15 protein-coding genes are annotated in these 26,359 nt (G+C 70.1%); 8 read left to right on the top strand and 7 right to left on the bottom strand.

Features of this window, described 5'->3' with window-relative positions:
* Nucleotides 1-839: 839 nt before the first annotated feature.
* From NBX02_RS22110 to NBX02_RS22100, 3 genes are all read right to left on the bottom strand, one after another.
* Nucleotides 840-2,504 carry a purple acid phosphatase family protein gene (locus NBX02_RS22110; protein WP_250292929.1) on the bottom strand — a complete coding sequence of 555 codons (1,665 nt, stop codon included), beginning with the start codon at nucleotides 2,502-2,504 and terminating at the stop codon, nucleotides 840-842.
* 312 nt (nucleotides 2,505-2,816) lie between these two features.
* Nucleotides 2,817-5,321: an ATP-dependent Clp protease ATP-binding subunit gene (locus NBX02_RS22105; protein WP_250284109.1), complete on the bottom strand. Its 2,505-nt coding sequence runs from the start codon at nucleotides 5,319-5,321 to the stop codon at nucleotides 2,817-2,819.
* 645 nt (nucleotides 5,322-5,966) lie between these two features.
* Entirely contained in the window at nucleotides 5,967-7,046 is a 1,080-nt protein-coding gene (locus NBX02_RS22100; protein WP_250284107.1) for a ferric iron reductase, read from the bottom strand.
* Nucleotides 7,047-7,450: 404 nt separating this feature from the next.
* On the opposite strand from NBX02_RS22100, the gene NBX02_RS22095 reads away from it, so the two are divergent.
* From NBX02_RS22095 to NBX02_RS22060, 8 genes are all read left to right on the top strand, one after another.
* Nucleotides 7,451-9,517, top strand: a complete 2,067-nt coding sequence (locus NBX02_RS22095) for a pyridoxal-dependent decarboxylase (protein WP_250292925.1) — start codon at nucleotides 7,451-7,453, stop codon at nucleotides 9,515-9,517.
* 130 nt (nucleotides 9,518-9,647) lie between these two features.
* Nucleotides 9,648-11,135, top strand: a complete 1,488-nt coding sequence (gene eutB / locus NBX02_RS22090; protein ID WP_250284104.1) for an ethanolamine ammonia-lyase subunit EutB — start codon at nucleotides 9,648-9,650, stop codon at nucleotides 11,133-11,135.
* 1,024 nt (nucleotides 11,136-12,159) lie between these two features.
* Nucleotides 12,160-13,452: a glycosyltransferase gene (locus tag NBX02_RS22085; RefSeq protein WP_250284102.1), complete on the top strand. Its 1,293-nt coding sequence runs from the start codon at nucleotides 12,160-12,162 to the stop codon at nucleotides 13,450-13,452.
* Nucleotides 13,449-15,419, top strand: a complete 1,971-nt coding sequence (locus tag NBX02_RS22080) for a galactose oxidase-like domain-containing protein (RefSeq protein ID WP_250284100.1) — start codon at nucleotides 13,449-13,451, stop codon at nucleotides 15,417-15,419. Before NBX02_RS22085 ends, NBX02_RS22080 begins: the two co-directional genes overlap by 4 nt.
* Nucleotides 15,416-15,844 carry a hypothetical protein gene (locus tag NBX02_RS22075; RefSeq protein ID WP_250284099.1) on the top strand — a complete coding sequence of 143 codons (429 nt, stop codon included), beginning with the start codon at nucleotides 15,416-15,418 and terminating at the stop codon, nucleotides 15,842-15,844. Before NBX02_RS22080 ends, NBX02_RS22075 begins: the two co-directional genes overlap by 4 nt.
* A 277-nt stretch (nucleotides 15,845-16,121) precedes the next feature.
* A complete protein-coding gene (locus NBX02_RS22070) occupies nucleotides 16,122-16,778 on the top strand; it encodes an SCO family protein (protein ID WP_250284097.1) in 657 nt (218 codons plus the stop codon).
* Nucleotides 16,779-16,902: 124 nt separating this feature from the next.
* Complete coding sequence (locus tag NBX02_RS22065; protein WP_250292922.1) at nucleotides 16,903-19,089, top strand: glycosyltransferase; 2,187 nt, start codon at nucleotides 16,903-16,905, stop codon at nucleotides 19,087-19,089.
* Nucleotides 19,086-20,930 (top strand): glycosyltransferase family 39 protein, encoded by a 1,845-nt coding sequence (locus NBX02_RS22060; protein WP_250292920.1) that lies wholly within the window; start codon nucleotides 19,086-19,088, stop codon nucleotides 20,928-20,930. Before NBX02_RS22065 ends, NBX02_RS22060 begins: the two co-directional genes overlap by 4 nt.
* 57 nt (nucleotides 20,931-20,987) lie before the next feature.
* Here the strand turns inward: NBX02_RS22060 and NBX02_RS22055 are convergent, their stop codons facing one another.
* The 4 genes from NBX02_RS22055 to nadC all read right to left on the bottom strand — a co-directional run bounded on the left by NBX02_RS22055 (nucleotide 20,988) and on the right by nadC (nucleotide 26,350).
* Nucleotides 20,988-23,735, bottom strand: coding sequence for a ParA family protein (locus tag NBX02_RS22055; RefSeq protein WP_445548580.1), 2,748 nt, complete (start codon nucleotides 23,733-23,735; stop codon nucleotides 20,988-20,990).
* Nucleotides 23,736-23,749: 14 nt separating this feature from the next.
* Nucleotides 23,750-24,166, bottom strand: a complete 417-nt coding sequence (locus NBX02_RS22045) for a hypothetical protein (protein ID WP_250292911.1) — start codon at nucleotides 24,164-24,166, stop codon at nucleotides 23,750-23,752.
* Between the two features lie 181 nt (nucleotides 24,167-24,347).
* On the bottom strand, nucleotides 24,348-25,100 hold the full coding sequence (locus NBX02_RS22040; RefSeq protein WP_250292908.1) for a type III pantothenate kinase: 753 nt from the start codon (nucleotides 25,098-25,100) through the stop codon (nucleotides 24,348-24,350).
* Nucleotides 25,100-26,350, bottom strand: a complete 1,251-nt coding sequence (gene nadC, locus NBX02_RS22035) for a carboxylating nicotinate-nucleotide diphosphorylase (protein WP_250292931.1) — start codon at nucleotides 26,348-26,350, stop codon at nucleotides 25,100-25,102. Before nadC ends, NBX02_RS22040 begins: the two co-directional genes overlap by 1 nt.
* Nucleotides 26,351-26,359: the final 9 nt, after the last annotated feature.

The raw sequence follows: 26,359 nt of genomic DNA, 5'->3' as shown, positions 1-26,359 counted from the left end.
GGCGCGAGGCCGGCGGTGACGGCGGCGGCCGCCGCGCGTCGAGGCCGCCGGGACGCCCGCTCCCGGCCCGCGCACGACCGCCCGGGTACACCGCTGGGCTCTCTCAACGCCCGGCCTCCTCAAGCGTCGATGCGGGGAAGCGTCTTCCTTCATCCACCCGGACAGCCCGGTGGGTGACAATGACTGGCCCGCCGGGAGCCCGCACATCGGTATTTCGTCCGGACGGAATCACCGGATGGTTGTCGCGCGTGCAGCGTACGACAGGGCCCGTGACGGAACAAGTACTGCGGATTGCGTCGGCCTCTCGCTATCCTCCGGCCGCGCAATAAAGCCAACGGTCGATTGGGCGTTGATGCTGTTGAGGTTTGTGGTTGTTGTTTTTCGGTGGCCGCCCGGCAGCGTCGTGACCTGCGGATCTCGGGCGGGGTACCGTCGTATGACCATCAGGACACCGCCGTATGGCCGAGAGGTGGACGGGCTGGTGGGCCGGCGGCCGGATGCCGGCGACGACGGCTGTCCACGACCATGGATTCGGTCGGATGACTGGTCCGTTGGTGTTACGGAGTGATTTCCGGCGGTAGAGGTTAAAGCGCGCACGGCCGGGACGGCGTACGATCCGTACCCGCTCGGCGCCCGGCCGGCGGCGGTCATGAACACATCACGGGCGCAGGCCGGGAGAAATCTGGCCGGTAATTCCTGGGCACGCCGGGCGAAAGTGTCCGCCAGGCGATCGTGCCATGAATGATTCACCGCGTGGACGCCGCGCGGCGCGAGGGCCGACAGCGTCCAGCCGGACAGGCCACAGCCGGTTCCGGCAGTCCCCGCCGCTTCCTGCCAGTCTACGGTTGCGGTGCACACACCGGCGTGGACGGGTCATCCAGGGGTGTGGGAGGGCTGCCGGCCGTGTCCCCGCGGCCGGTGTCACCGGCTCGGCCGGCGCCGGCCGCACAGGGCCTGACCAGCGTGAACGTGTCGAAGGGCAGGGGGGTGGAGGTCGTGTGGTCGTACACGGTCACCCGGATGCTGGTCAGGCCCGCATCCGCCCCCGGATCGACCTCGAAGCCCGCGAACGCGTACGGATGGTCCGGCGCCCGCAGGGCCAGCCACGGCGCCGGCTCAAGGGCGTGGACCGAGCGGAACCGGGCGGGATCGGACTCCCGCGGTTCCACGCCGATGATCACCCGGCCGGCGGGCGGGTCGAGCAGCTTGCTGGCCGACGGCGACGACGAGCCCCCCGTGCCCAGGACCATGTGGACTGTCCCGTGCGAGGTGTCCACGACCTCGGCGCCAGCGCCGCTGCCAGTCCCTCCGCCAGGTTCCTCGTCGCCGCTGCCATTACTGCTGCCGCTGCCGCCCGCTCGCTGCCGTGCCCCGTCCGCTGGGCCGCCCCCGTCGAGGTGGCTGCCGAGGCTGCCCGTGGCCGGGGCGGGCTGCGGGGTGAGCGTCGCTGATCCTTCGGCCACGCCACGCAGCGGATGCGTCCGCTCGTAGTGGTGCTCGTGCCCGCACAGGACGAGATCGACACCGAACGTGTCGAACAGCGGCAGCCACTGCTCCCGGATACCGAGGTCGGCGCCGTTGTGCTGCGCCGCGCTGGACACGGCCGTCTGGTGCATGCAGACGATGATCCAGTCGATGTCCGGGTCGGCGCGTGCCTGGCGCAGCGTCCGTTCGAGCCAGGCCCGTTGCCGCCCGCCGCTGTAACCGCGGATGTACACCGTGCCGGCGTCCTGATAGCAGACGTCGTCGTTCTGCAGGACGACGAAGCGCACGTTCGCGACGGTGAAGGCGTACCACAGGCCGAGCAGGTCCGTCAGCGGCGCCGTCAGCGGGTCGTCCGTGCCCGTTCCGTCGGGATCCACGGTGCTGCCGGGCAGCAGGAAACGGCTCTGGTAGGCGGCCAGGCCCAGCGGGCCGTTCCCGCGTTCGATCTCGTGGTTGCCGGCGGCGGGCATCCACGGGTGGTGCCGCGCGGAGGAGCCGATCATGTTGAACCAGTCGGACCACGCCCGCGGTGGGTTACGCCGCTGGTTCGCGTACGACAGGTCACCGACGACCAGGGTGAACAGCGAACCGACCCGGTCGACGCCGGTCACGGCGTTCCTGGACGCCGGCGTGCCGAACGGGTCGTAGGACTCCGAGGTGCCGTGATCGCCGAAGCAGGTGAAGGTGAACGGCGCCCGGCCGCGTGGCGCGGTCCGCAGGGTGCCGCCGCTGGTGCGGCTGATCCGGTCGTGGATCACCTCGTAGAGGTAACGGGAGCCCGGCTCCAGCCCGGTGAGCAGGGCATGGTGGTTGATCACCTCTTCGCCGGTGACGGCGTCGGTGTAGACGCGGGTGACGGCGTGCACCTCGTGGTCGAGCCTGCCGGGCGTGCTGCCGAACCGGACCCGGGGGCGGCGCACCATCCGCGGTGTCGTCCATGACACGGCCATCGACGCGGCCGGGTCCGGCCCGAAGGTCAGGTGGAGGTGTTCGACGGGCGTACCCGCACGCAGGGCCAACAGATCTCCTCACTGCCGGCCGTGACCACATGGCCGGACCGTCATGGCCTGCTTGGGGACACTTTCGACCCATTCTGGTCCGTTCCCATGAACTCCAGAACGCGTTGGATGATCCGGGGCGGCCCCGGGCCGTGAAGGGGCGGCGTCGCGGGCGTTCCGCTATCGCTCCGCCATGGCTCCATCATCGCTCCGCGGTGGCTCCGTCATCGCTTCGCCGTGGCGGAGGCCAACCGCTTCGCCACGGCGAAGGGGCGGCCCCGCCGCAGCGGAACCGCCCCTTCGTGGTGGACCTGTCGCCCTGCCCGCTCGCTCCTACTCGCTGGACTTGGCCAGATCGATCGGAGGGGCGTCGGGGACCTGGGTGGGCTTCGGTTCGCCGCGGAAGACGAACTTCGCCGCCTCGCCCTCGCCCTCGACGTCGCCGACCACGATCTCGCCGGGCTTGAGCGTCCCGTACAGGATCTTCTCGGACAGGACGTCCTCGATCTCCCGCTGGATCGTCCGGCGCAGCGGCCGGGCGCCGAGCACCGGGTCGTAGCCCTTCTTGGCCAGCAGCGCCTTCGCCGCCGGGGTGAGCTCGAGCGCCATGTCCTTGTTCTTCAACTGGACGTCCACTCGGGCCAGCATGAGGTCGACGATCTGGATGATCTCGGCCTCGGACAGCTGGTGGAAGACGATGATGTCGTCGATCCGGTTGAGGAACTCGGGCCGGAAGTGCTGCTTGAGCTCGTCCTGGACCTTCGCCTTCATCCGCTCGTAGTCGATGGCGCCCGCGCCGGTCGCGAACCCGATGCCCGGGCCCTTGGAGATGTCCCGGGTGCCCAGGTTCGAGGTCATGATCAGGACGGTGTTCTTGAAGTCGACCAGCCGGCCCTGCGAGTCGGTCAGCCGGCCGTCCTCCAGGATCTGCAGGAGGGTGTTGAACACGTCCGGGTGCGCCTTCTCGACCTCGTCGAACAGCACGACCGAGAACGGCTTGCGCCGGACCCGCTCGGTGAGCTGGCCGCCCTCCTCGTAGCCGACGTAGCCGGGCGGGGAGCCCACCAGCCGGGAGACGGTGTGCTTCTCCATGTACTCGGACATGTCGAGCTGGATCAGCGCGTCCTCGTCGCCGAAGAGGAACTCCGCCAGCGTCTTGGACAGCTCGGTCTTACCGACACCGGACGGGCCGGCGAAGATGAACGAACCGCCGGGACGCTTCGGGTCCTTCAGGCCCGCCCGGGTACGCCGGATCGCCTGGGAGACAGCCTTGATCGCCTGCTGCTGGCCGATGACACGGCGGTGCAGCTCGTCCTCCATGCGCAGGAGGCGGGCGGTCTCCTCCTCGGTGAGCTTGAACACCGGGATGCCCGTCCAGATCGCCAGGACCTCGGCGATCTCCTCGTCCCCGACCTCGGCGACGACGTCCATGTCGCCGGCCTTCCACTCCTTCTCCCGCTTGGCCTTCTCCGCCAGCAGGGTCTTCTCCCGGTCGCGCAGGGACGCGGCCTTCTCGAAGTCCTGCGCGTCGATCGCGGACTCCTTGTCCCGGCGGACGTTTGCGATGCGCTCGTCGAACTCGCGCAGGTCCGGCGGAGCGGTCATCCGGCGGATGCGCATCCGCGAGCCGGCCTCGTCGATGAGGTCGATCGCCTTGTCCGGCAGGAACCGGTCGGAGATGTAGCGGTCGGCCAGGGACGCTGCCGCGACCAGTGCGGCGTCGGTGATCGACACGCGGTGGTGCGCCTCGTAGCGGTCCCGCAGGCCCTTGAGGATCTCGATGGTGTGCGCCACCGACGGCTCCGCGACCTGGATCGGCTGGAACCGCCGCTCGAGCGCGGCGTCCTTCTCCAGGTGCTTGCGGTACTCGTCGAGGGTGGTGGCACCGATCGTCTGCAGCTCGCCGCGGGCCAGCATCGGCTTGAGGATGGACGCGGCGTCGATCGCGCCCTCGGCGGCACCCGCGCCGACGAGCGTGTGCAGCTCGTCGATGAACAGGATGATGTCGCCGCGGGTGCGGATCTCCTTGAGGACCTTCTTCAGCCGCTCCTCGAAGTCACCGCGGTAGCGGGACCCGGCGACCAGCGCGCCGAGGTCGAGCGTGTACAGCTGCTTGTCCTTGAGCGTCTCGGGCACCTCGCCCTTGACGATCGCCTGGGCCAGCCCCTCGACCACGGCGGTCTTGCCGACGCCGGGCTCCCCGATCAGGACCGGGTTGTTCTTGGTCCGGCGCGACAGCACCTGCATGACGCGCTCGATCTCCTTCTCGCGCCCGATCACCGGGTCGAGCTTGGACTCGCGCGCGGCCGCGGTGAGGTTGCGGCCGAACTGGTCGAGCACGAGCGAGGTGGACGGAGTGCCCTCCGACGGGGCGCCCGCCGTCGCCGGGTCGCCCTTGCCCTGGTAGCCGGACAGCAGCTGGATGACCTGCTGGCGGACCCGGTTGAGGTCGGCGCCGAGCTTGACCAGCACCTGGGCGGCGACGCCTTCGCCCTCACGGATCAGCCCGAGCAGGATGTGTTCGGTGCCGATGTAGTTGTGGCCGAGCTGGAGGGCCTCCCGCAGGGACAGCTCCAGCACCTTCTTGGCGCGCGGAGTAAACGGGATGTGCCCGCTCGGGGCCTGCTGCCCCTGCCCGATGATCTCCTCGACCTGTGACCGGACACCCTCGAGGGAGATGCCCAGGGACTCCAGCGCCTTGGCGGCCACACCCTCGCCCTCGTGGATCAGCCCGAGCAGGATGTGTTCGGTCCCGATGTAGTTGTGGTTGAGCATCCTGGCTTCTTCCTGTGCCAGGACGACGACCCGACGTGCCCGGTCGGTGAATCTCTCGAACATGTGCGCTCCTTCGAGCGGTGCGACCGACCACACGGCAGCCGGTATCCGCATGCTAGCTCCGCCGAGGCATGACCTCACGCATCGAACGGAAACCTACCCGCCGGCCCCGCCCTCTTCGTCGTGGACGGCGGACCGATCTGGGCGACCGGTCCACCAGCGAAGACGCCTGAAACAACGGTGGCGGACCAGGGGGGATTCCGTCCTGCTGTTCCGCCGAGAGCAGAACGAAATCTCGCGGTCACCGGGGGAGGCCTCCACCCGGCAGGGGTGAGTGGGCAGTCCCCGGCCAGCGTCGGCCAGCGTCAGCGGGTGGCGGCGGGTGGCGGGCGGCGGCGGGTGGCCAGGAGGCGCTCCGCCCCACCGTCCTGGTCACCGGCTCGGAGCGGCCGCGAAAAGCAGCCGCTATAGCGCTCCGGCGTCCAGCTGCCGCGCAGGGAATGGAATATTACTCAGGGTAATCATAGAATCGGTAAGCTATATCATGTGATGCGTGTCGCGCAGTCACTGTCTTCCGACGGAATGGCAAGGGTGCGCTGGGTGTGCCGGGCGGTCAAAGGACAAATGATCATGCTGTCGCCGTGACCGGCGGGGCCTTTCGGTCACTATATAGTTACCCGTGGCATCAAACTGTGGGCCCGCCGGCGTTTATCCGACTGCCAGTCCGCCATCGCCCTGCGTGTCTATCCACTCGCGCAGGCGCGCCTCGCGTTCCGAATCGGGTGTGAACGGGCACGTGGTGCAGTACTGCGAGCTCATCCGGTGGGCGAGGCAGCACGAACCCCGACGCATCGCCGTCTGCCGGCGTCCGCGGTGGACGAACTCGAACCACGCGGGGCGGGCCCGCATCGGCGGGCTGGCGAGGGCGAAGAAGGCGTCGGCCTCCACCCGCCCGACGTCCGGATCCCGGGTCACCCGTTCGGTCAGCAGGAACGTCCGGCCGCACTGCGCGGCCACCATGCCCCACAACGCGGACGGGCCCAGGCGCGCCCGCGCCCGCAGGGCCAGGACCAGCGGCTCGAAGTGCCCGACCAGGGCGGCCGCCAGCCGTTGCCGCAGGGCGTCCCGGTCGCCGGCCACGTCGATTGCCGCACCGATTGCCGGGCGGGCCGGCGGGCCGGTTGTCGGGCTGGTTGTCGGGCCGTTCGCCCCGCTCACCCCGCTCGCCCCGACGGCCCGCCGGCCGGCCAGCGGGCCGGGCCGGTGATCGCCCGTCGCCGGCAGGGCGGCCGCGGGCAGGGCCGGGTCGTCCGCGAGCACGGTCACACGGCCGGAATGAAAAGCCGTGACGTCGAACCACCCGCCGGGCGCGGCGTGCAGGGACATGCCAGCCGCGCACACGTCCGGCACCCGGCTGTGCAGCATGTACGCGGCGATGGCGAACCCGGCCACGCCACCGGCGTAGGCGCTGAGGAAATGGGTGGCCGCGACCTCCCGGCTGTACCCGTACACGTCGGACATCGCCCGCAGTTCCCGGTCGAGCGCGCCGTCGGCCAGCAGGTCGGCGCAGCACAGCCACCCGGTGGCGTCACGGCCCGGACGGCCGATGCGTCCCGACTGCCCGTCGAGCACCCTGGCGGCGGCTTCCAGCGTTTCCGCCAGCGGCGGACGGGCCTGTGCCGGCACGGTCCACGACGGCTGGCGCCCCGGTATCCGCCACAGGTGCTCCTCGGCCAGCGGCCACGGGTACTTCTCGGCCGGCGGAGCGTGCCGGTGGCAGGTCCTCACCGGGAGTGTCCGGTGAGCGTCGGCGTGCTGGGTGCGCCGTGCCGGTACGGCAGGCCCGGGATGCCGGGCTTTATAATGATCATAATGTGGGCGGGTGGAACCGGTTCCGGCGACGGGTGGGCGGTGGGCGGGTGCGGGGTGGATGCCACGGCTTCCCGACCGGGCCGGCCGGCCGGCGCCGCACAGGCCCGCCGATGGTTGCCGGGAACATCGCCAGGGACCAGGCCAGGGACCAGGCCGGCGACACGGCCGTTCATGGGGTGGCCGCTGGTGCTGGCACGGCCGGGGATCGCGTCGGGGACGGGGAGCGCGGTGGGTTTCGCCGGTCCGTCGTTGGAATGGCGCATGTTCTTAAGTAAGCCTAAGTTCATGCTGGACGTCAACTCGCCAGTCACAACAGTGGGATGTGTCGCTCCGGCGCAGTTGCGCCACGGCCACGGCCACGGGCTCGGGCTCGCGGAGCGCGCGCGGCGCACTGGGGCCGGTCACCCGGCCGGGACGGTCGGGACGGCACCGTGACCATCCCGCCCGGGGACGGCCGTTCGTCCGCCGCGCCTGCTGACGCCGGACACGCCACCCCGGCCGATGGCGCGTTGGGCCGCGCTGTGCCGGCTGGTGGCGCGTTGGGCCGCGCTGTGCCGGCCGGCGCCGACCAGGCGGATGCCTGGTTGGCCGATGCCGGGCTGGCAGGTGGGGCCGGTGGAGTCGACCGGCTGCGGTCGCTGGTGGCCATCGCGCTGGACGGGCTCGCGGCCGGGACGACGGCTCGCGGCGGCCCTCTGCCGCCCGGCGGGCCGGCGGATGTGACCGGCTGGGTCCACGACGCGCTGACGGGCCGAGCCGGCCCCGGTCATGCTTCGGGCGCACCCGGGGCCCGGGCGCGTCCCGTCCCGTCCCGCTGGACGCTTCCCGCCGAGGGGATCGGCGCGTCCGCCGCCCTGTCCGGGCTCGCCCGCATGCTCGCGCGGGGGGCGGTCGATCCGGCCGATCCGGCCTGCGCGGCCCACCTGCACTGCCCGCCGCTCGCCGTCGCCGTCGCCGCCGACCTGGTGGTCTCGGCGCTGAACCCGTCCCTGGACTCGTGGGACCAGGCGCCCGCGGCCACCGCGCTGGAGACCGAGGTCGTCGCCACGCTCGCCGGGCTGGTCGGGTTCGATCCCGCCGTGGCCACCGGCGCGATCACCACCGGCGGCACGGCGTCCAACCTCACCGCGCTGATGCTGGCCCGCGACACCCTCCGCGCCTCGGGCCCGGCTCCATCAGCCCCGGCTCCATCAGCCCCGGCTCCATCAGGCTCTGCTCCGCCGGGCACGGCCTCATCTCCGCCGGGCACGGCCCCATCGGGCCCTCTTCCGCCGGCCCCGGCTCCCTCGGGCCCGGTTCCGCCGGGCGCGTCCGTGGGGGGCACCGGCGCGCTGGGGCAGCCGGCCGTGCGGGTGTTCTGCTCGTCCGCGGCACACTTCTCGATCGGACGGGCCGCCGCGGTGCTCGGCCTGGAGCCGGACGCGGTGGTACCGGTCGTGACCGACGGTGCGCACCGGCTCGACCCGTCCGCCCTGGACACCGCGGTCTCGCGTGCCCGGCACGACGCCGGCCGCGTCGGCCGGCGGCTCGCCCCGGTGGTCGTCGCGACCGCCGGCACGACCGACGTGGGCGCGATCGACCCGCTGCGGGCGGTGGCCGAGGTGGCCCGCGCGCACGGCGCCTGGCTGCACGTGGACGCGGCCTACGGCGGCGGGGCGCTGCTGTCGGACCGGCTCGCCCCGCTGCTCGACGGGATCGCCGAGGCGGACTCGGTCGCCCTCGACCTGCACAAACTGGGCTGGCAGCCGATAGCGGCCGGGGTCCTGCTCACCCGGGACGCGAGCGGCTGGGCGGCGCTGGCGGACGAGGTCGCCTACCTCAACGCGGCCGACGACACGCTGGCCGGCTATCCGAGCCTGCTCGGGCGCTCGCTGCGCACCAGCCGGCGCGCCGACGCCTTCAAGATCGCCGTGACGCTCCAGGCGCTGGGACGCCACGGGCTCGGCCGGCTGGTGGACGCCTGCCATGACCTGGCCCGCCACGCCGCCGCGCGGATCAGCGCCCATCCGCGCCTGGAGCTGGCCGCGCCGGTGACCCTCAGCACGGTCGTCTTCCGCTATCTGCCAGCCGCCGCCGCCCGCCGTCCGCCAGCCGCCACCGACCGTCCGCCAGCCGCCGCCGCCGATGGCTATCTGCCAGTAGCTGCCACCGGTGGCGGCCCCGCCGCCGGCCCCGCCGCCGGTAGCGTCGACGTCGACGGGATCAACGCCCGGTTGCGGCGACGGCTGCTGGACTCCGGCCGGGCCGTCGTGGGACGCACAGAGCTCGGGCCGGACCGCTCGGTCCACCTCAAGCTGACCCTGCTGAACCCGGCTGCCACGGCGAGTGACGTCGATGCTCTGCTGAGTGCCGTGATCGAGGCCGGTGACGCCGAAGATCGGGGCTGATGTCACGGGCCGTCAGCGCTTCGGCGTATGGCTGTCGTCGTCGGCCGTCAGCGGCCGTGCGATGCTCCCGGAGCCGGGAGTGGTGGCCGCAACCCGGGGCCGGCATAAACCGGCATAGAGAGGATGGGCCGTGGGTTTCCATTCGGTCGTGCATGGTGAGCGGTACGTGTTCGCGGATCTGGCGGAACTGTTCGCCAAGGCGGGTGAGGAGAAGGCCGGCGACCGGATGGCGGGCCTCGCGGCGTACTCGCCGGCCGAACGGCTGGCGGCCAGGCAGGCGCTCGCCGACGTCCGGCTGTCGGAGATCGTCGCGACACCGCTGATCGACGACGCCGTCACCGACCTGATCGTCGGTGTCCACGACGCGGAGTGCTTCGGCGCACTGTCCTGCCTGACCGTCGGGGAGTTCCGCGATCTGGTGCTGCGGCCGGACTTTCCCGTGCGGTGGCATTCCGGCCTGGCCGGCGGGATAACGCCAGAGGTGGCCGCGGCGGTCACCAAAATCATGAGTGACCGGGAGCTGGTCATCGCCGCGAAACCGCTGCGGACGGTCACCCGCTGCCGGAACACCATGGGTGAGACAGGCGTGTTCGGAGTACACGTCCGCCTGAACCATCCGCTGGACGACCTTGAGGGCATCCTGCTGCCGGCGCTGGACGGCCTGATGTCCGGCCGCGGCGACGCCGTGCTCGAGGTGGACACGTCCATGGAGTCGGCCGCCCGGCTGGAGCGGGCCCTGCGTGGGCTCGGCTCGCTCGTCAGGCAGCTCGAGGTGCCGACCCAGACCTGCGTTCTCGGGCGGCTCGTCACCCAGCTCGCCGCGATGGAGGCGGGCGCGCCCCTCGACCTGCTGTTCAGCCGGCTCGGGGGGACGGAAAGCGCGAACCGGGCCTTCGGGGTGGAGCTGGACCTGCTGGAGGCCGGCCGGCGGGCCGTTCTCGAACATCATCGGGACCGGGCCGGTGACTTCGTCGGCGACCAGGTGATGTACTTCGCGGTCGGGCAGGGCAGCGCGTTCCCGGTGGAGGCGCATCACGGCCTGGACCAGCTCACGATTTCCGCGCGGGCGTACGGGGTCGCCCGTGCCTTCGATCCTTTTCTGGTGAACTCCGTGGTCGGGTTCGGTGGTGTGGACCATCTGTCCGATCCTCGACAGGTCATCCGGGCCGGGCTGGAGGATCATTTCGTCGGCAAGCTGCTGGGCCTGCCGATGGGCTGCGACGTCTTCTGCGCCGGCCGGGCCGACGACGGCCGGAACACCGGTGACGATCTGCTGATGCTGCTGGCCGCCGCCGGCTGCAACCACGCGGCGGGCGTGCCTCCCGGCCGTCCCGTGCCCAGGCAGGCGACCGGGTCCGGCCAGGCGGCCGGCCGGGGGACGACAGGCGTCGACGACGCGATCGGGGTACGGGACCTCTTCGGGCTGCGCCCGGCTCCGGAGTTCGCCGCCTGGCTGGCCGACCGTGGCCTGTCCAGCGGGCAGGGCCTGCCCGAGCCGGCCGGCTCGCCGCGCCGCGCCGGCCGGCTCGGCGCGCCGCCGGAGCGCTGGCTCGTCGATCCGGTCAAGCCGATGGCGGCGTTCCTCGAGGACGGCCTGGACTGGGCAAGACTGTCGTAAATCCGTCCTGCCGCCGTGCGTGCCGCCACATGTCACCGCATGCCGCCGTGCATGTCGTTGTGCATGCCGCCGTGCATGTCGTGGTGCATTCGTGGTGCGTGGTGCCCGTCTTCCCACGGGTGTTCCGGGGTGGCCTGCCCGGTGGACGTCCGGAACGGGCATGGCGAACGTCTGTGCGGAGCCCGATGGCGCCTGTTGTGGCACGGTTCATAGCTTGTAATCGGTGCGTGATTACGGAAACAAGACTGATTACTGTTGGTAGTTTCCGCACGTCGAGCAATAACCGAGAGTAGTTTCGCTGGTTTTTACAGCACGTTCGCCGCTGCTGGATGCCGTCCGGCACGCACGTGTCACACCGATGGCCGTCCAGGTCTCGATCGTCTCCTGATACGTTCGCTGCACACCGATCACGATTTGCGTCACCGGAGTGGATCCGGGGGGTTGTATTCCTAGTTCGTTTCGCCGTCGTCGTGCCGTGACCGGACCAACGGGCTGAAGTTCCGCGGGCCTGGCCCACCGTGTTCCGGGCCACGGTGGTCGGCATGCTTTTCACGTGGGCCGGGCCCGCGTAACCAGTTTTCTTCCGTACCGGCGCGCACGGCGGATTCTCCCGGCCGGCGGAAGGCCCGGACCCGGAAGAGCAATAACAACACACGTCATTTTCGGTTCTCCGTCGCTCCGGGTGTCCCGGGCTTTGCCGAGCCGCCTGGACCGCCCGGAGCCGCCGAGCCGCCCGGACCAGCCGGACCGGCCTTTCCGGAGACCCGGGTGGGACCCCGGGCGCGAAAAAGAGCACGATCGCACGTTCCTCGGCCGCCCGGGCTCCGGTCGGCCGCCGAGCGGGCGGAAAAGTACGACCGCGCACTCCGCGGCCGACCGGACGGCATACGCCGGGAAACGGCATATGCCGGGAAGCGGCCGCGCCAACATTTCATACGCCGTACCGGGAAACCGGTCGCGGCAACTCGTGTACGCGGTGGCCGGCCGCGGTGGCCGGCCACCGCGAACCAGGGGAGATCAGCGGATGAGTGTGCCTGACGAGCGTGTCTTCGATGCCCACCTGGCAGACCTGGCAGACCTGGTGCCACGGCCGCGAGCTTCCTCGGCGGTGCTTTCGGCCACGCCCACCACATCCTTTCCCGGTTACCGGCCGGACGAACGGGTGGTCGTCTCGGTCGTGGTGCCCACCAGGAACGAGGCGGCGAACGTCGAGCCGCTGCTGCGCCGCCTCGACGCCGCGCTGGCCGGGCTGCCCAGCGAGGTCATCTTCGTGGACGACTCGGACGACAACACGCCTGAGATCGCCATGGGGCTGCGTCGTTCCGTCCGGATGCGGGTCCGGGTCCATCACCGGCCCGCGCCCCACCGGGCGGGTGGCCTCGGGGGAGCCGTCACCGAGGGCATCCGGTTGTGCCATGCCGACTACGCCGTCGTTCTCGACGGCGACCTCCAGCATCCGCCCGAGGTCGTTCCCGAGCTGCTTGCCGCGGCTGTCAGCGGCGATGTCGACGTGGTCATCGGCAGCCGGTACGTCAACGGGGGAAGTGCCTCGGGGCTTGCCAACGGAGCGCGCCGGCTGGTGTCCTCCGGCGCGAACCTGCTGTCCCGGCTCGTCTTCCCGCTGCGGCTGCGTGGTGTCTCGGACGTGATGAGCGGTTTCTTCCTCGTCCGGGTCGCCGCGCTGGACCTCGACCGGCTCCGCCCGGACGGCTACAAGATCCTGCTCGAGCTGCTGGTGCGCACCGGCCGGCTGCGTGTCGTCGAGGTCGGCTACGTCTTCGGTGAACGGCACGCCGGCGAGTCGAACGCGTCGGTGTCGGAGGGTGTCCGGTTCGCCCGGCGGCTGTTCTCGCTGCGGGTGCCGAGGGCGGCGAGATTCGCTCTCGTAGGCGCCTCCGGAACCCTGCCGAACATTGCCGGGACCGCCCTTCTGCACCACGCCGGAATGCATTACATGGCGGCCGCCGTGCTCGCCACGCAGCTTGCCATCCTCTGGAATTTCATCGGCTGCGACCTGCTGGTCTGGGAAGGCGGGAACCGGTCCAGGGCCCGTCGGTACGTGCCTTTCGCGGTGCTGAACAACCTGGACCTCGTCATCCGGCTGCCACTGCTCGGGCTGTTCGTCGACCGGTGGCACACAAGCGTTCCGGCAGCCACGTTCGCGACACTGGCGGTCGCTGTCTCCGTTCGTTACGTGCTGGTCGACAGGATCATCTACAGCGAGCGCCAGCGGCCGGCCCGCAGGCATTCCCGAGATGGCCGCCACGCGGCCGCCGGCGCGACGGGAACTGGCGCGATGGGGGAGGCCGAGGCGTGACCGGGCCCGGAAAACGGCGGCGGACCGGCCGGCGTCGCGTGCTCGCCGCGCTGCTCGCCACGGCCGCCGTCCAACTGGTCGCCGTCGTCGTCATAGCCCCGGAACCGGCGAAGGCCGTCACCTGCGCGCCCGAGGAATGGGCCGGCGACTATTTCGCCAACCCGGCGCTGACGGGGCCGCCGGCCGACTCACGGTGCGACGGCACCATCAGGTTCGACTGGGGGGAGACCGGTCCGGGGACCGGTGGCATCGGCGGTACGGGATATTCCGTCCGGTGGACCAGAAACGCGCTGTTCGCGGCCGGGAACTATACGTTCACGGCCACGGCCGACGACGGAATCCGGGTCTATCTCGACGACGCCCCCGTCATCGACGAATGGCGGGACCAGGGGGCGAGCACCTTCACAGCGACCAGGCCCGTCGCCGCCGGAACGCACAAGGTGACCGTCGAGTACTACCAGGGTGTCGGCGGCGGGCTGGTGCGTGCCGGCTACAGCGGGGGCGGAGATCCCGGGCCGGTACCTCCGCCGCCACCGGGTGGCTGCACGGGTGGCTGCCAGGGCTCCTGGCAGGTCCTGCCCTACCAGTCGCCGGTGCGCTCGGTGCACGCCACCGTGCTGCGCACCGGGAACGTGCTGCTCGTCGCCGGCTCCGGCAACGACGGGGCCGCGGCGACGAACAACCAGTTCGTCTCGAAGGTGTGGAACCCGACGACCGGTGAGTTCGTCGACGTGCCCACCCAGGAGGACATTTTCTGCGCCGGGCACACCCAGCTCCCCGACGGACGGATTCTGCTCGCGGGCGGGACCCTGGAGTACCCGACGCCGACCAGTAACTACAAGGGCCTGGCCATCAGCTACATCTTCGACCCGATGACGAACACCTATACGAAGATCGACGACATGCCGGGCGGCGGGCACTGGTACCCGTCCCTGGTGAACCTCGGCGACGGTTCGGTGTTCGCGACCGGCGGGCTCAACGAGAACGGCTCCGGAAACGTCGCCGTCGAGATGTTCGACTCCCGGAAGGGCCAGTGGAAGCCCTTCAACGAGGTACCGCAGACATACTTCTACTGGGGCCTCTACCCGAACATGGTGCTGATGGCGGACGGCCGGCTCTTCTACGCCGGGACGCACACCTTCGGCAACGCGCTGCCGAACACCTCGGGATCGGAGATCTACGACATCGCCACCGGGACGATCACAGATGTCCCGGGCCTGCGGGACATCGACTTCCGGGACCAGGGCGCGACGGTGCTGCTGCCGCCGGCCCAGGCCCAGAAGGTGGCCGACTTCGGCGGCGGGAACACCTACAGCGACCTCGGCCCGACCAGTCACACGGACGTCATCGACCTGCGCCAGCAGGACCCGCAGTGGACGGCCGGGCCGGACCTGCCGGCGGCCAAGATGTATGTCAGCGCCGTCATCCTGCCCGACGGAAAGGTGTTCGAGACCGGCGGGGCGAAACACAACTATTCCGAGTACGCCGTGCACGAGGCGTCGATGTACGATCCGGTCACCAACACGCTCACGCCGATGCCGGCCGACCCGCTGGCACGGATGTACCACTCGGAGTCCTTCCTCCTGCCGGACGGCCGGGTGGCGTCGATCGGGAACAACCCGGCGACCGGGGCATTCGACCTGGGTATCTCGGTCTACTCCCCCTGGTACATGTCGAGGCCGCGGCCGGCCATCACCGCCGCCGCCGAGCAGTTCGACCTCGGGTCGACGCAGAACCTGGCCGTGAGCGGGAACATCGGCCGGGTCACGCTGATCCGCCCGGCGTCGGTGACCCACCAGTCGGACCCGAACCAGCGCAGCGTCGACCTGCCGATAACCGGCACCGGGCCGAACATCAGCGTGACGGTCCCGAGTAATCCGAACATCATTCCTGCCGGTTACTACATGATGTTCGCCCAGGATATGAACGGAGTACCATCCGTGGCGAAGTGGGTGCATGTCGGATGACCCGACGGAAAATCCTTCTCAGCGCGGCGACGGTGTTTCTCACGGTGGGCCTGCTCGTCGCCGGCCTGTGGGCGGCCGGTGTTCTCGGCCAGCCGGCCGGTGCCGGCGATGATGCCCGGCCGGTCGCGGCCAAGCACACGCTCGGGGCCGGTAACCGGGATCTCAGCGGCCGGATCCAGCCGCACGGAAACGGCCGGCCGTCACCCGCGACACTGTGGGTGGACGGCTGCGACCACAACTATGTGAACGCCGGCGACAACTCGAACGTCTGCGTCCCGAAGGTCGCCCCCGGTGGTGCTCCGGTCAACTGTGCGTTCCTGCGGAAGTCCGGCTTCGGGCCGTTGAAGGTGACGGGAACGGACACCAAGAACCTGGCCGGCACCGGCGGCACCGCCCCACGCGGCACCACGGTCTGCGCCGACTAGGCCTCGCGAGTCCTCCCCGATTTCCCCGATTCCCTGGATTCCCCGGATTCCCGGCGACCGGCCGGGCCGGCCCGCCGAAATCCCGGGCGCGGAAATCCCGTCGGCCCGCACCTGTTGTCCATGGCCGGAAACGGGCCACGGGCCACGGGTCCGCGGCCCGTGGCACAGCTCTGCTGTCCCGATCCGGTCAGCCGTTCAGAAAGGCCAGGAACATGCCCCCCTGCGATGCACCGGCCGGGCCGACGCCGTGAGGCGGGCCCCGCGCGGATCCGCCGCCGTGGCGCTGCTCTGTCTGGCCGTCTGTCTGGCCGGCAGCGCCGGCTGCGCCACGGGCGAGCCCACGCACCCCGCCGGCAGCCCGCCGGTACGGCCGCCGGCGGCTGTCGCCACGGCCACCGGCGGCTGGCACGGGACCGTCCCGAAGGTCTCCCGCTCCCGGCCGTCGTTCACCCTGCTGGACACCGCCGGGAACGGTTTCGACTTCGCGCGGCGGACCGCCGGCCGGGCCACCCTGCTCTTCTTCGGCTACACGAACTGCCCGGACGTCTGCCCGACGACCATGGCCGACATCGCCGCCGCCAAACGGCTGGCCGGCACCGGTGCCGGGCCGGCGCTCACGGTCGTCTTCGTGACCACGGATCCGGGGCGGGACACCGCCGAGGTGCTCCGCAGGTGGCTCGACCAGTTCGACGCCTCGTTCATCGGGCTCACCGGCTCGCCGGCGCAGATCGACGCCGCGCAGCAGGCCGTGGGCATACCGCTCGCGCGGACGCGGCAGGCGCCCGGCGGCCAGTACGACGTGGCGCACGCGGCCCAGGTCGCCGCGTACGGCGCCGACGACGTCCAACACGTTCTCTATTTCGCCAGTTCCACGGTTGCCGACTACGCGGCCGATCTGCCGAGGCTGGTGACCGCTCCGGGAGAACGCCCGTGAGGAGGCCCGGGAGAACAGCGGGCCGTCATGCCCGGTCCTCGTGCCCGGTCCCGGGCCGTTGCCGCCCGGCCGTTGCCGCCCGGTCGATGCCGGCCGTTCGTACCGACCACTCAGGTAGGGATCAGTGAACCTCAACCAGGCGCTTGCCGCGCCACCGTCGCTTCACGCTTTCCTGACGAGGATGCCAGGGCAGTTGCGTCTCATCGTGGCCGGTGGGACGAGCGCTGCCGCACGGGTCGCGCTGATGGCTTTCGCCGGCTGTTTCTTCGGGGCCTGGGGACGGTCCGGCTACGTGTTTTCGGTGGCCGCCGCGACCGGCCTGCTGTGGGGCCTGGACCGCGGCTTCACCTGGCGCGGGCGCGAAGGCAGCCGGCTCAGGCTCGTCATCGCGCGGGTCTCGGCCGAATCGGTCGGCTGGCTGCTGTTCACCGCGCTGACGGAGCTGGCGGCCAGTTCCCCGTCGACGGGGCAGGCCGGCCCACGTAATCTGCTGGCCGCCGCGCTCTGCGCCCTTCTGGTGGTTTCCACGCACCTGCTGGTGTGTTACTGGTTCGTCTTCGGCTCCACTCTGACAACGGCGTCCGTCCGTGTTCTGCACGGTGTCCTGCTGCTGCCCGCGTGGCCGCCGTTCGCGGAAACGGCGCAGGCGCTGTACCGCGGTCGCGGAGACATAGCGGTCGGTATCTGGACGGCGGTGTCGCTGTCGATGCTGCTGATCGCCGGCCTGACGCTGGTGCGGGCACAGTACGGCTGGCAGCTGCCCGACCGGGTCGACCACGTCGACCTGGAGGATCAGGAGTCCCCCCGGTACACCTTCTCGCTGATCGTGCCCGCCCGGCAGGAACCCGTTCTCGGGCGCACGCTGACCCAGCTGCTCGCCGGCGACTATCCGTCGCGTCTGTTCGAGCTTGTCGTCGTCGTGTCGGACGACGACCTCGACCGGGAGACCCGCGAGGTGGCCCAGGAATTCGCCGGCCGGTACCCCAACGTACGAATTGTCACGCCCAGCGGCGCGCAGCGGAGCAAACCGCTCTCCCTCGAGGACGCGCGAAAGCACTGCCACGGCGAGCTGATAGGAATCGTCGACGCGGAGTCCCTGATCGCCCGTGGCCTGCTCGGTTACGTCAACACACTGGCCGTGCACCATCCGGGAACCGGGATCTTTCAGGGCGGCGTCCAGCTGATGAACGTCCGCGGCCCCCGCTGGCGGCGGCCGGAATCCGCCGGGACGCTGCGCGCGCTGGTCGACTGGGCTGACAGCGGGACGTCATGGTGGCGGGCCCGTAACTGCCTGGAATACTACATCTGGTTCATGTCGCGGCTGCGCTACCAGGCGAAGGCGCGTTTCATCCCGCTCGGCGGCAACACCGTCTTCGTCCGGCGCGAGGTTCTCGACCGGCTCGGCGGCTGGGACGTCTCCTGCCTGACGGAGGACTGCGACCTCGGTGTGCGTGCCTCGGTGGCCGGCGTCACCACCGCGGTTTTCTACCATCCCGAGCTGACCACCCAGGAGGAGACGCCGGAAAGCCTGCGGAAACTCGTGGTGCAGCGCACCCGCTGGATGATGGGTTTCATCCAGGTCTTCCGGAAGGGCGACTGGCGCCGGCTGCCGGGCTGGCGGCAGCGGGTGCTCGCCGCCGAGATGCTGTTGATGCCGTTCTTCCAGGCCCTGGCCGGCCTGATCCTGCCGACCTCCATGCTGCTCACGTTCTTCCTGAGCGCCCCGGTGGGTATTGTGATCATATTCTGGCTGCCGCTGCTCGCGATGCTGATGCTGACGCTCACCGAGGAGGCCGCCTTCCGGGAGTTCGCCGACGCATACCGGATCAGGGCGACTCCGTTGGACAGCGTCCGGCTGATAGCCAGCGCGCCGGTCTACCAGCTCGTGCTGTCACTGGCGGCACTGCGGGCCGTCATGCGGCTGTTCCAGGGAAAACTCGAATGGGAGAAGACCGCGCATGTCGGCGCCCATCACGTGGTGATACCGGGCCCGGCCCGGCCGGCGCTCCGCGGCCACGGCGGTCCTGTTCTCACGCCCGGGACGCCGGTCGCCGCCGTGCTTCCCGCCCCGGCCGGAGCGTTTGCCGGGTCCGAGGTGCTTGCCACCTCCGGGATTCCCGTCGCTTCCGGGGTTGCCGTCGCTTCCGGGGTTGCCGCCGGGCTGGCGAAGCCGATCGGGGAGGTCCGGCAACCTGCCCGGCAGCTCCGGGAAGCCCAGATCCCTGAGCAACTGACGGGACAGCGGCGAGGCGATCGTGTCTTCGCACCGCCCGGGGTACAGCTCCCCGAGCCATTCGAGGGGGTTCTGTGACCACCAGCGCGCTCCCGCTTCTCGACCGCGGCACCGGTACCGGAAGCGCGCCGGCCGACAGCCCGCGCGGCCGCCGCCCCGGCGGACTCACCGACTCCGTCGTCGCCGTCCGTGACCGGATCTCGGTCTGGCTGTTGGCGCACTGGCAGAGCATCATCATCCTCGCCGTGGTTCTCGTCGTCTGCGGGCTCGTACACGGCATCAACCAGGACGGCTGGCCCGGCCGCATCAACGACGACGAGGGCACCTACACGGCGCAGGCATACGCCATGGAGTACTGGGGTCAGATCGCCCATTACACCTACTGGTACGATCATCCCTTCGGGGGATGGCTGCTCATCGCCGTCTACACGACGTTCACGCACGCGTTCGAGCGGGTGCCGACAGCGGTGGCCGCCGCCCGTGAATGTATGTTCGTCGTTCACCTGGTGAGCTGCGCGCTGCTTTACCTGCTGGCCCGCCGGCTGGCGCTGCGACGGGTGTTCTCGGCCGCCGCGGTCCTGTTGTTCTCCCTGGCGCCACTCGCGGTCTGGTACCAGCGGATGGCCTTCCTGGACAACATCGCTGTGATGTGGGTGCTGGCGGCGCTGGTCTGCGCGGCATCCCCCCGGCGCAGCGCCGGCGCGGCGATCTGGGCCGGTGTCTTCATGGCCTTCGCCTTCTGGTCGAAGGAGACGAGCCTCATCCTGCTGCCGGCCGTCTATCTGCTGCTCCGCCAGCACCGTGACCGGCGGAACTGGCGTTTCGTGCGCCAGAACTTCCTCGGTTTCCTCACCGTGATCTGTGGCCTCTACGTCCTCTACGCCGTCATCAAGAACGAGCTGTTCGAGGGCGCCGGCCACGTCTCGCTGATCGGCGCGACCAGATGGCAGCTGTTCGAGCGGCCGGCGAGCGGCAGCCTGCTGACCGCGGACAGCGGCACCCGCGGCATGGCGAGCCTGTGGCTGGGCATCGACCCCTATCTGCTGTGCGCAGGTGTCGTCGCCGCGTTCCCGGCGCTTTTCGTCAGACGTCTGCGAATGGTCGCGGTACTGCTGCTGATCCAGTTCGCCTTCATGTTCCGGAACGGGTACATGCCCTATGCGTACGTGACGGCGATGCTGCCGTTTGCGGCGCTGTGCGTGGCGGGCATGCTCGACGTGCTGCTGCCGTACTACCGGCCGCCGGCCGCCGACACCGCGCGCGGCCGTTCCGGGAACATGGCCGGCAGCGCGTTTCACGACCCGCCGCGTGATCCGGTGCCTGCCGGGGAAACGCGCTCGCTGCCCCTCCGGGCCCCGGCATCGGCCCTGACCCCGGCATCAGCCCCGACGTCGGCCTCGTTCGCGACCCCGCTCCCGGTCGCGGCCGAGCCTGCCGTGCTTGCCACCTGGATACGCCTGGTGGCGGTGGCCAGCATCGTGACGGCGGGCCTGCTGACACTCCCGGACCACTGGGCGCCGAAGCTGCACACGGCACTGACCGCCGACGACAGCGCACCGAGCCGGGAGGCGGCCCGCTGGTACATCGAGAACATCCCGGACGGCAACATCGTCGTCACCGACGACAACATATGGACGGACCTGGAGCTGGCCGGCAAGAAGCCCGAGCCGATCTGGTTCTACAAACTGGACCTCGACCCAGCCGTCCGCGAGAAACTGAAGAACGGCTGGCAGGACGTCGACTACTTCATCCTCGGCGACCTGACCCCCGTCACCCTGAACAGCCTGCCCATGGTCGCCGAGGGCCTACGGAACTCGGTCGTCGTGAAATCCTTCGGCGCTCACGGCGAGATCGCCATACGCAAGGTAATCAAACCCGGCTGCCCGGCCACCCTCACAACCACCATTCCGGGCTGCTGAGCGTTCCGGCCGCCGGCGACGCCCCGTGCGCCGGCGGCCGGCCCCGGCCGGCCGACATCAGCCGGAGCCACCCCGCCCACGGATCGACTTCGCAATAGCGATCACACGCGGCCGGCCGGTCCCGCTCAGCCCGAACCCGAGGCCGTGACGGTAGATCTCCGGAATCCAGTACTGATCGTTCTCCCGGAACAGCACCCCATTGGCCTCCAACAGCCTGGCGTCGGCGGGATTCACATTCACGGTCTCCAGTGTGAAAGGCATCTTGCGGGATTCCTCGGGCAGTCCCTGCAGGTGCGTGAAGAGCATTCCGACAGGAGGATTCTCCTGTGATATTGCGCCGATCTTGTCGCGGCTGCATTCTGGGAGCGCCCGACGCATGGCGGTAGGCGTGAGAAGACGGTCCGGCCATCGTGCGACAGCCGGTTTGTCCTCCGCCGAGTACCGGGCGGCGACAGACAGGAATGACACGATGTCCCGGGCCTGAATCTGTCGGTTGAAATCCGAAAGGGCAGCGAAGAACCATTCCTCCGAGCGTGCTTCCCGCGAGTTCAGTGAACCCAGCTTCTGCCCCCACACGTCGAAGAGGAGCCTGCTCAGAACGTCGTCCGTGGCCTCCTTGATCGTGACCTCCGCCGGTGGCCGCAGGGCGCTGGATCGTTCACAGACCCAGGCGGCCAGCCGCAGCGCCTCGGTTCTGTTCCAGCGCAGCTCGTATGCCTGGTGACGGGTGAGGAACTGGTCCGTGTTCTGCCGTATGGCACTGAGCACGAGGTCGCGCCGGACAAACACCACGAGGCCGAGCGGGTGGCCACGCAACGATCGCAGCCACTCGGTGCAGCCGGTCAACAGAGCTCGTAGTGCCTGCTGTTGACGGGAATCTTTGCTGAATTCCTGGAAAATGTCTTCCAGGCCGTCTATGACGAAGATGGCCTGGTGCTGGCGAGCCAGCGTCGTCAGTTGTTCTTCGGCATCATCCGGGGTCGCTTCCAGACCGGCGGCTCGGGCGAGCAGCGCCAACCAGATTCTGCGCCACGTCACGGAGCCGTGCTCCGACTCCAGCGAGTTGGATATCAGGTCGGTCAGCTCGAGCCCGGTGGCCGGCGCGGAACCTGTCAACCGGGCGGCGGAGTGGTTCTGTACCGCGCGGATCTCCTCCTGGATGGAAGGCTCGAGATTACGCGAGGCGAGTACCGGCACGAGGTTCGCCGCCAGTTCGGCGTCGTTGACACCCGCCGCTTCGGCGAACTCCGACCAGGTGGGACGGCGGCACATACGCAGATAGGTGAACGTCTTCCCGGAACCCTTGGCACCGACCATGATCTCAATAGGTGCTTCGGTGCGGTGCGCCGAGACCAGGTTTGTCAGCGGCTCGGTCGGGAGGAAACCATCTTCATCGGTGGTGCTTTCGGCATACTTCAGCCGGTCGGCCCATTCGTGGAGACGTCTGCGCGCCTCGGGCAGACTGAGCGGGGTGGCCTGCCCGGCCGCATCGGCACTATTCCTGGTCTGCGTGGGCTGAAGAATCTCGGCGAGAGCCATGACACGAGGGCGGATATCCGCCTGGTCGACCAGTGCGGCGACGTCGTTCCAACTTCCCGGCAGAGCCAGAAGCTGCGGAACGAACGGGCTGGGAAGCGGTGCCGTCCGGATATCCTGATCGATTATTCTCGTATCGTCGGGGAAGTCACCCTCGGAGTCGGCGGCCGGTACGGAGGTCGCGGCCAGCACGCTGGTGAGAGTGGCTTCGGCGGCGGCCAGATGTGATTTGTGTTCCTTGCTGTCGAACTGTGTGATGATGACACGGCACTGCGGGTCGGAAGGCTGTCGTGCCGGTGCCCGGTGGGCGATCTGCTGAAGGATGTGTTCGGTTCCCCGGAGAGACTGGTCGCTCATTGTCGTGACGAACACGCGCAGGACTCGCGGGTCCAGCAGGATCGGTGAGTTCAGTTCGCTCGCGCCGGCCCGCAGGTCGAGCAGGATGGTACCCGTCCCGAGCGCGTGCGCGAGCTCGGCAAGGGATTCGGTGAGAAAGTACGCGGGCCGGTCATGGGTCAGCAGGTCGACCGGTTCGATCCGCGGTGGGCCGAGCCGGACGGGGTCCCGCCGCGCCGGAAGCACGATCACATTGTCCAGCTGCTGGTTCAACAGGAACCTTCGGCCGATCGCGATGACCTCATCCCGCTCCGAGGCGGACGAGCCGTGGAGAAGCGCGAGAAAGTCCTCCAGCGCGAAGTCCATCCGCTGTCCCTGGGCCGCGAGCATCCAGGTGATTCCTGGGGCCTCCAGATCGGCGTCGACGAGCAGGACGGGATTCCGCCTGCCATCCCGCCCCGGCCGGCTGGCCAGTTCACGCGCCAACGCCACACAGTGCAGGGTCCGCCCGACACCGCCTTTGAACGAATGGAAGGCGCAGAGCTGGACGTCATGTGCGAAGGTGGCGTCGTCCGGTGGGGGAATACTTTCGGCAAGCTGCCGGACGATCCGGCGCTCCTGCCAGCGCGGCCGGCGCTCGACCTTTTCCACCTGTTCCGCGACCCGTAGCCGGACGGGTAGCGGCCGGCCGTCACCGTCGGCGGACTCGAGCAGCACATACTCGTGACCGGCGTCGACGGTCAGTGGCCCGAGCTGGTTGGTGAGCCAGGCCCAGAGCTCGGGCGGCCGCACATTCTCGGCGACGGTGAGCTCGATTTCGTCCCAGAAGGCGTCAACTTCCAACAGCCAGGGCGGCCACTTCCCGTGGGCGGCCAGCGAGGCGAAGTACTCGTCCACGTCCACCCAGGTATAGAGGTGTTCAGGGGCCGGCATGATGTCGTCCGGGCTCATTTCCGATGCTCCTCACGACACCAGTCGCTCAACTTGTCGAGCGCACTGACCGCGCTTTTCTCGTCGTTCTCGTCCAGGGCCGCGCCGTAACGCCATGCCTGGTGCAGCTCATGATGATCGACCGGCCCCCGCTGGCTTTGCCGCCGTCGGCAGGCGGACAGCCCGTCCAGATATGTCTGGCCGAGGTTCAGCGCCTTGGCGAGGCGCCGCAGGTCGTGGCTGCGCAGTTCCTGCGGCAGGGACTCGGTGCCTCGTGCGCTCGTACCCCGTTTGCCGAGGTAGGCAGCCTTCAGGCCGCATTCGACGCTGTAAAACCGCAGCAGCCGCCCGCCCGGACCGGCGCTCTGGCCGACCGCGTCACGCAGCGACGCGTAGGAACGCACAAGGTCCCGCACGGACACGTCCACCGCCATGTCGTAAGTCTACGGTCGGCTGGTCACGCACCCGCGTCCGCTGCCTTCCCGGCGCATCGGTGTCAATGCGACCGCGAAGTACAGGAGTTGCACATAGGTATGTGACAGCGACCGATGACGTAGATGAGTTGCCGGTGGCCCTCGCGGGGGCGCCGGGAGCGGACGGGGCTGGCGGGAGTTCCTATGTGTTCTTCTCGAAGATGAGGCGGAGGCCGATGAGGGTCAGGTGGGGTTCGTGGTGCTGGAGGGTTTCGCTCTCGCGGATGACGAGGGAGGCGAGTCCGCCGGTGGCGATGACCACGGGGTCGGTGTCCAGTTCGTTGGTGATGCGGCGTACCAGGCCGTCCACCTGGCCCACCACGCCGTAGATCATGCCGGACTGGAGGCATTCGACCGTGTTTTTCCCGATCACCGAGCGGGGTGGGATGAGTTCGACATTGCGCAGCTGCGCCGCCCGCGACGCGAGCGCGTCCAGGGCTATCTCGATGCCCGGGGCGAACGCGCCGCCAAGGAACTCGCCGCGGCCGGAGACCACGTCCAGGTTCGTGGACGTCCCGAAGTCGACGATGATCGCCGGGCCGCCGTAGAGGTGGTGGGCGGCCAGCGCGTTCACGATCCGGTCCGCGCCGGCCTCCTTGGGGTTGTCGATGAGGATCGGCACCCCTGTTCTCGTGCCCGGCTCCACCACGACGGCGGGTACCTTGCGGAACGCGCGCACCACCATGCGCCGGATCTCCCGCAGGGCCGCCGGCACGGTCGAGCACACCGAGATGCCGTCGACGTCGTAGTCCAGGAGCAGGCCGCGGAAGAGCAGCGACAGCTCGTCCGCGGTCGAGTGCGGGTTGGTGCGTACCCGCCAGGAATCCACCAGGTCCTCGCCGTCGAAGACGCCGAGGACGGTGTTGGTGTTGCCGATGTCGATCGTGAGCAGCATCAGGACGCCCCCGATCCGGTGCCCGTCGTGGGCGCGGCGTCCGCGGTGGCGGCCGGGCCTGTGCCCGCGCCCAGGCTCGTGCCCGCGCCCAGGCCCGCGTCAGAGTGCGGGGAGAGGCCGGAGAGGCCGGAGAGGGCGAGGTCGAGGCCCAGGTCCAGCGCGGGTGCCGAGTGGGTCAGCGCCCCGATCGCCAGATAGTCGACGCCGGTCTCGGCCACGCGGCGGGCCGCGTCGAGGGTGAGGCCTCCGCTGGCCTCCAGCTCGACGCCGTTCGGACGGGCGATCGTGACCGACGCGCGCAGCTCGTCCAGGCTCATGTTGTCGCAGAGGATCAGGTCCGCGCCGGCTGTCACTGCTTCGACGACCTGGGCCACCGTGTCGCACTCGACCTCGACCGGCAGGCCGGGGAACCTCGCACGCACCGCGGCGAACGCCGCCGCCACCCCGCCCGCGGCGACCACGTGGTTGTCCTTCACCAGCGCCGCGTCCGCCAGCGACATCCGGTGGTTGCGCCCGCCTCCGCAGCGCACCGCGTACTTCTCCAGCGCACGCAGCCCCGGCAGGGTCTTACGGGTGTCCCGGATCGCCACCCCCGTACCGTCCACCGCGTCGACCCACCGCCGGGTCGCCGTGGCCACCCCGGAGAGGTGGCACAGCAGGTTCAGCGCCGTGCGCTCGGCGGTGAGCAGGGCGCGGACCGGGCCCGCGACGGTCAGGACGGTGTCCCCGGGGCTCACCCGGTCACCGTCCGAAGCGATGATCTCGATGTCCAGCCCGCCCGTCCAGCCACTCTTCGTATCCGAGTGCTCGTCAGCGGCGCCGCCCCCGCGGTGGACGTCCGACGGATCCCGCGTCGAGCGGACGCCTGTGGGCTCGTGTCGCGCCGGGTACCGGTCGGAGAGGACCACCTCGAAGACGGCCGCGGCCACCGGCAGGCCGGCGACGACTCCTCGGGCCCGCGCGACGACTGCTCCCTGCCCGGCCAGGCCGGGCGGCACGGTCGCGACCGACGTCGTGTCGACCGTATCCGGAACATGACTACTCACTGTACGGACCGTGGCATCCGCCGCGGTTTCGGGGGCCGCGACCGGCTCCGCTGGGAGCGCGGGCAGGTCCTCGGCGACGGCACCGCGGATGAGCGCGACGAGCGCGTCCGGATCAAGCCCGGCGGACACCAGAGCGCCGCGGGTCTCCGGCGACAACGGTGACGATGACGGCGGTGACAACGGCGGCGGCGGTGACAACGACAACGGCGACGG

It is taken from the genome of Protofrankia sp. CiP1_Cm_nod1 (genome assembly GCF_920888515.1).
Classification (GTDB): Bacteria; Actinomycetota; Actinomycetes; order Frankiales; family Frankiaceae; genus Protofrankia.
This window is presented reverse-complemented; position numbering and strand designations above follow the sequence as displayed.

What these genes read in the sequence shown, in the direction of transcription:
- NBX02_RS22075 (WP_250284099.1), top strand. Translation starts at nt 15,416, where the DNA reads ATGACCCGACGGAAAATCCTTCTCAGCGCGGCGACGGTGTTTCTCACG.
- NBX02_RS22040 (WP_250292908.1), bottom strand. Translation starts at nt 25,100, where the DNA reads ATGCTGCTCACGATCGACATCGGCAACACCAACACCGTCCTCGGCGTC.
- NBX02_RS22055 (WP_445548580.1), bottom strand. Translation starts at nt 23,735, where the DNA reads ATGCCGGCCCCTGAACACCTCTATACCTGGGTGGACGTGGACGAGTAC.
- NBX02_RS22105 (WP_250284109.1), bottom strand. Translation starts at nt 5,321, where the DNA reads ATGTTCGAGAGATTCACCGACCGGGCACGTCGGGTCGTCGTCCTGGCA.
- NBX02_RS22085 (WP_250284102.1), top strand. Translation starts at nt 12,160, where the DNA reads ATGAGTGTGCCTGACGAGCGTGTCTTCGATGCCCACCTGGCAGACCTG.
- NBX02_RS22095 (WP_250292925.1), top strand. Translation starts at nt 7,451, where the DNA reads ATGTGTCGCTCCGGCGCAGTTGCGCCACGGCCACGGCCACGGGCTCGG.
- NBX02_RS22045 (WP_250292911.1), bottom strand. Translation starts at nt 24,166, where the DNA reads ATGGCGGTGGACGTGTCCGTGCGGGACCTTGTGCGTTCCTACGCGTCG.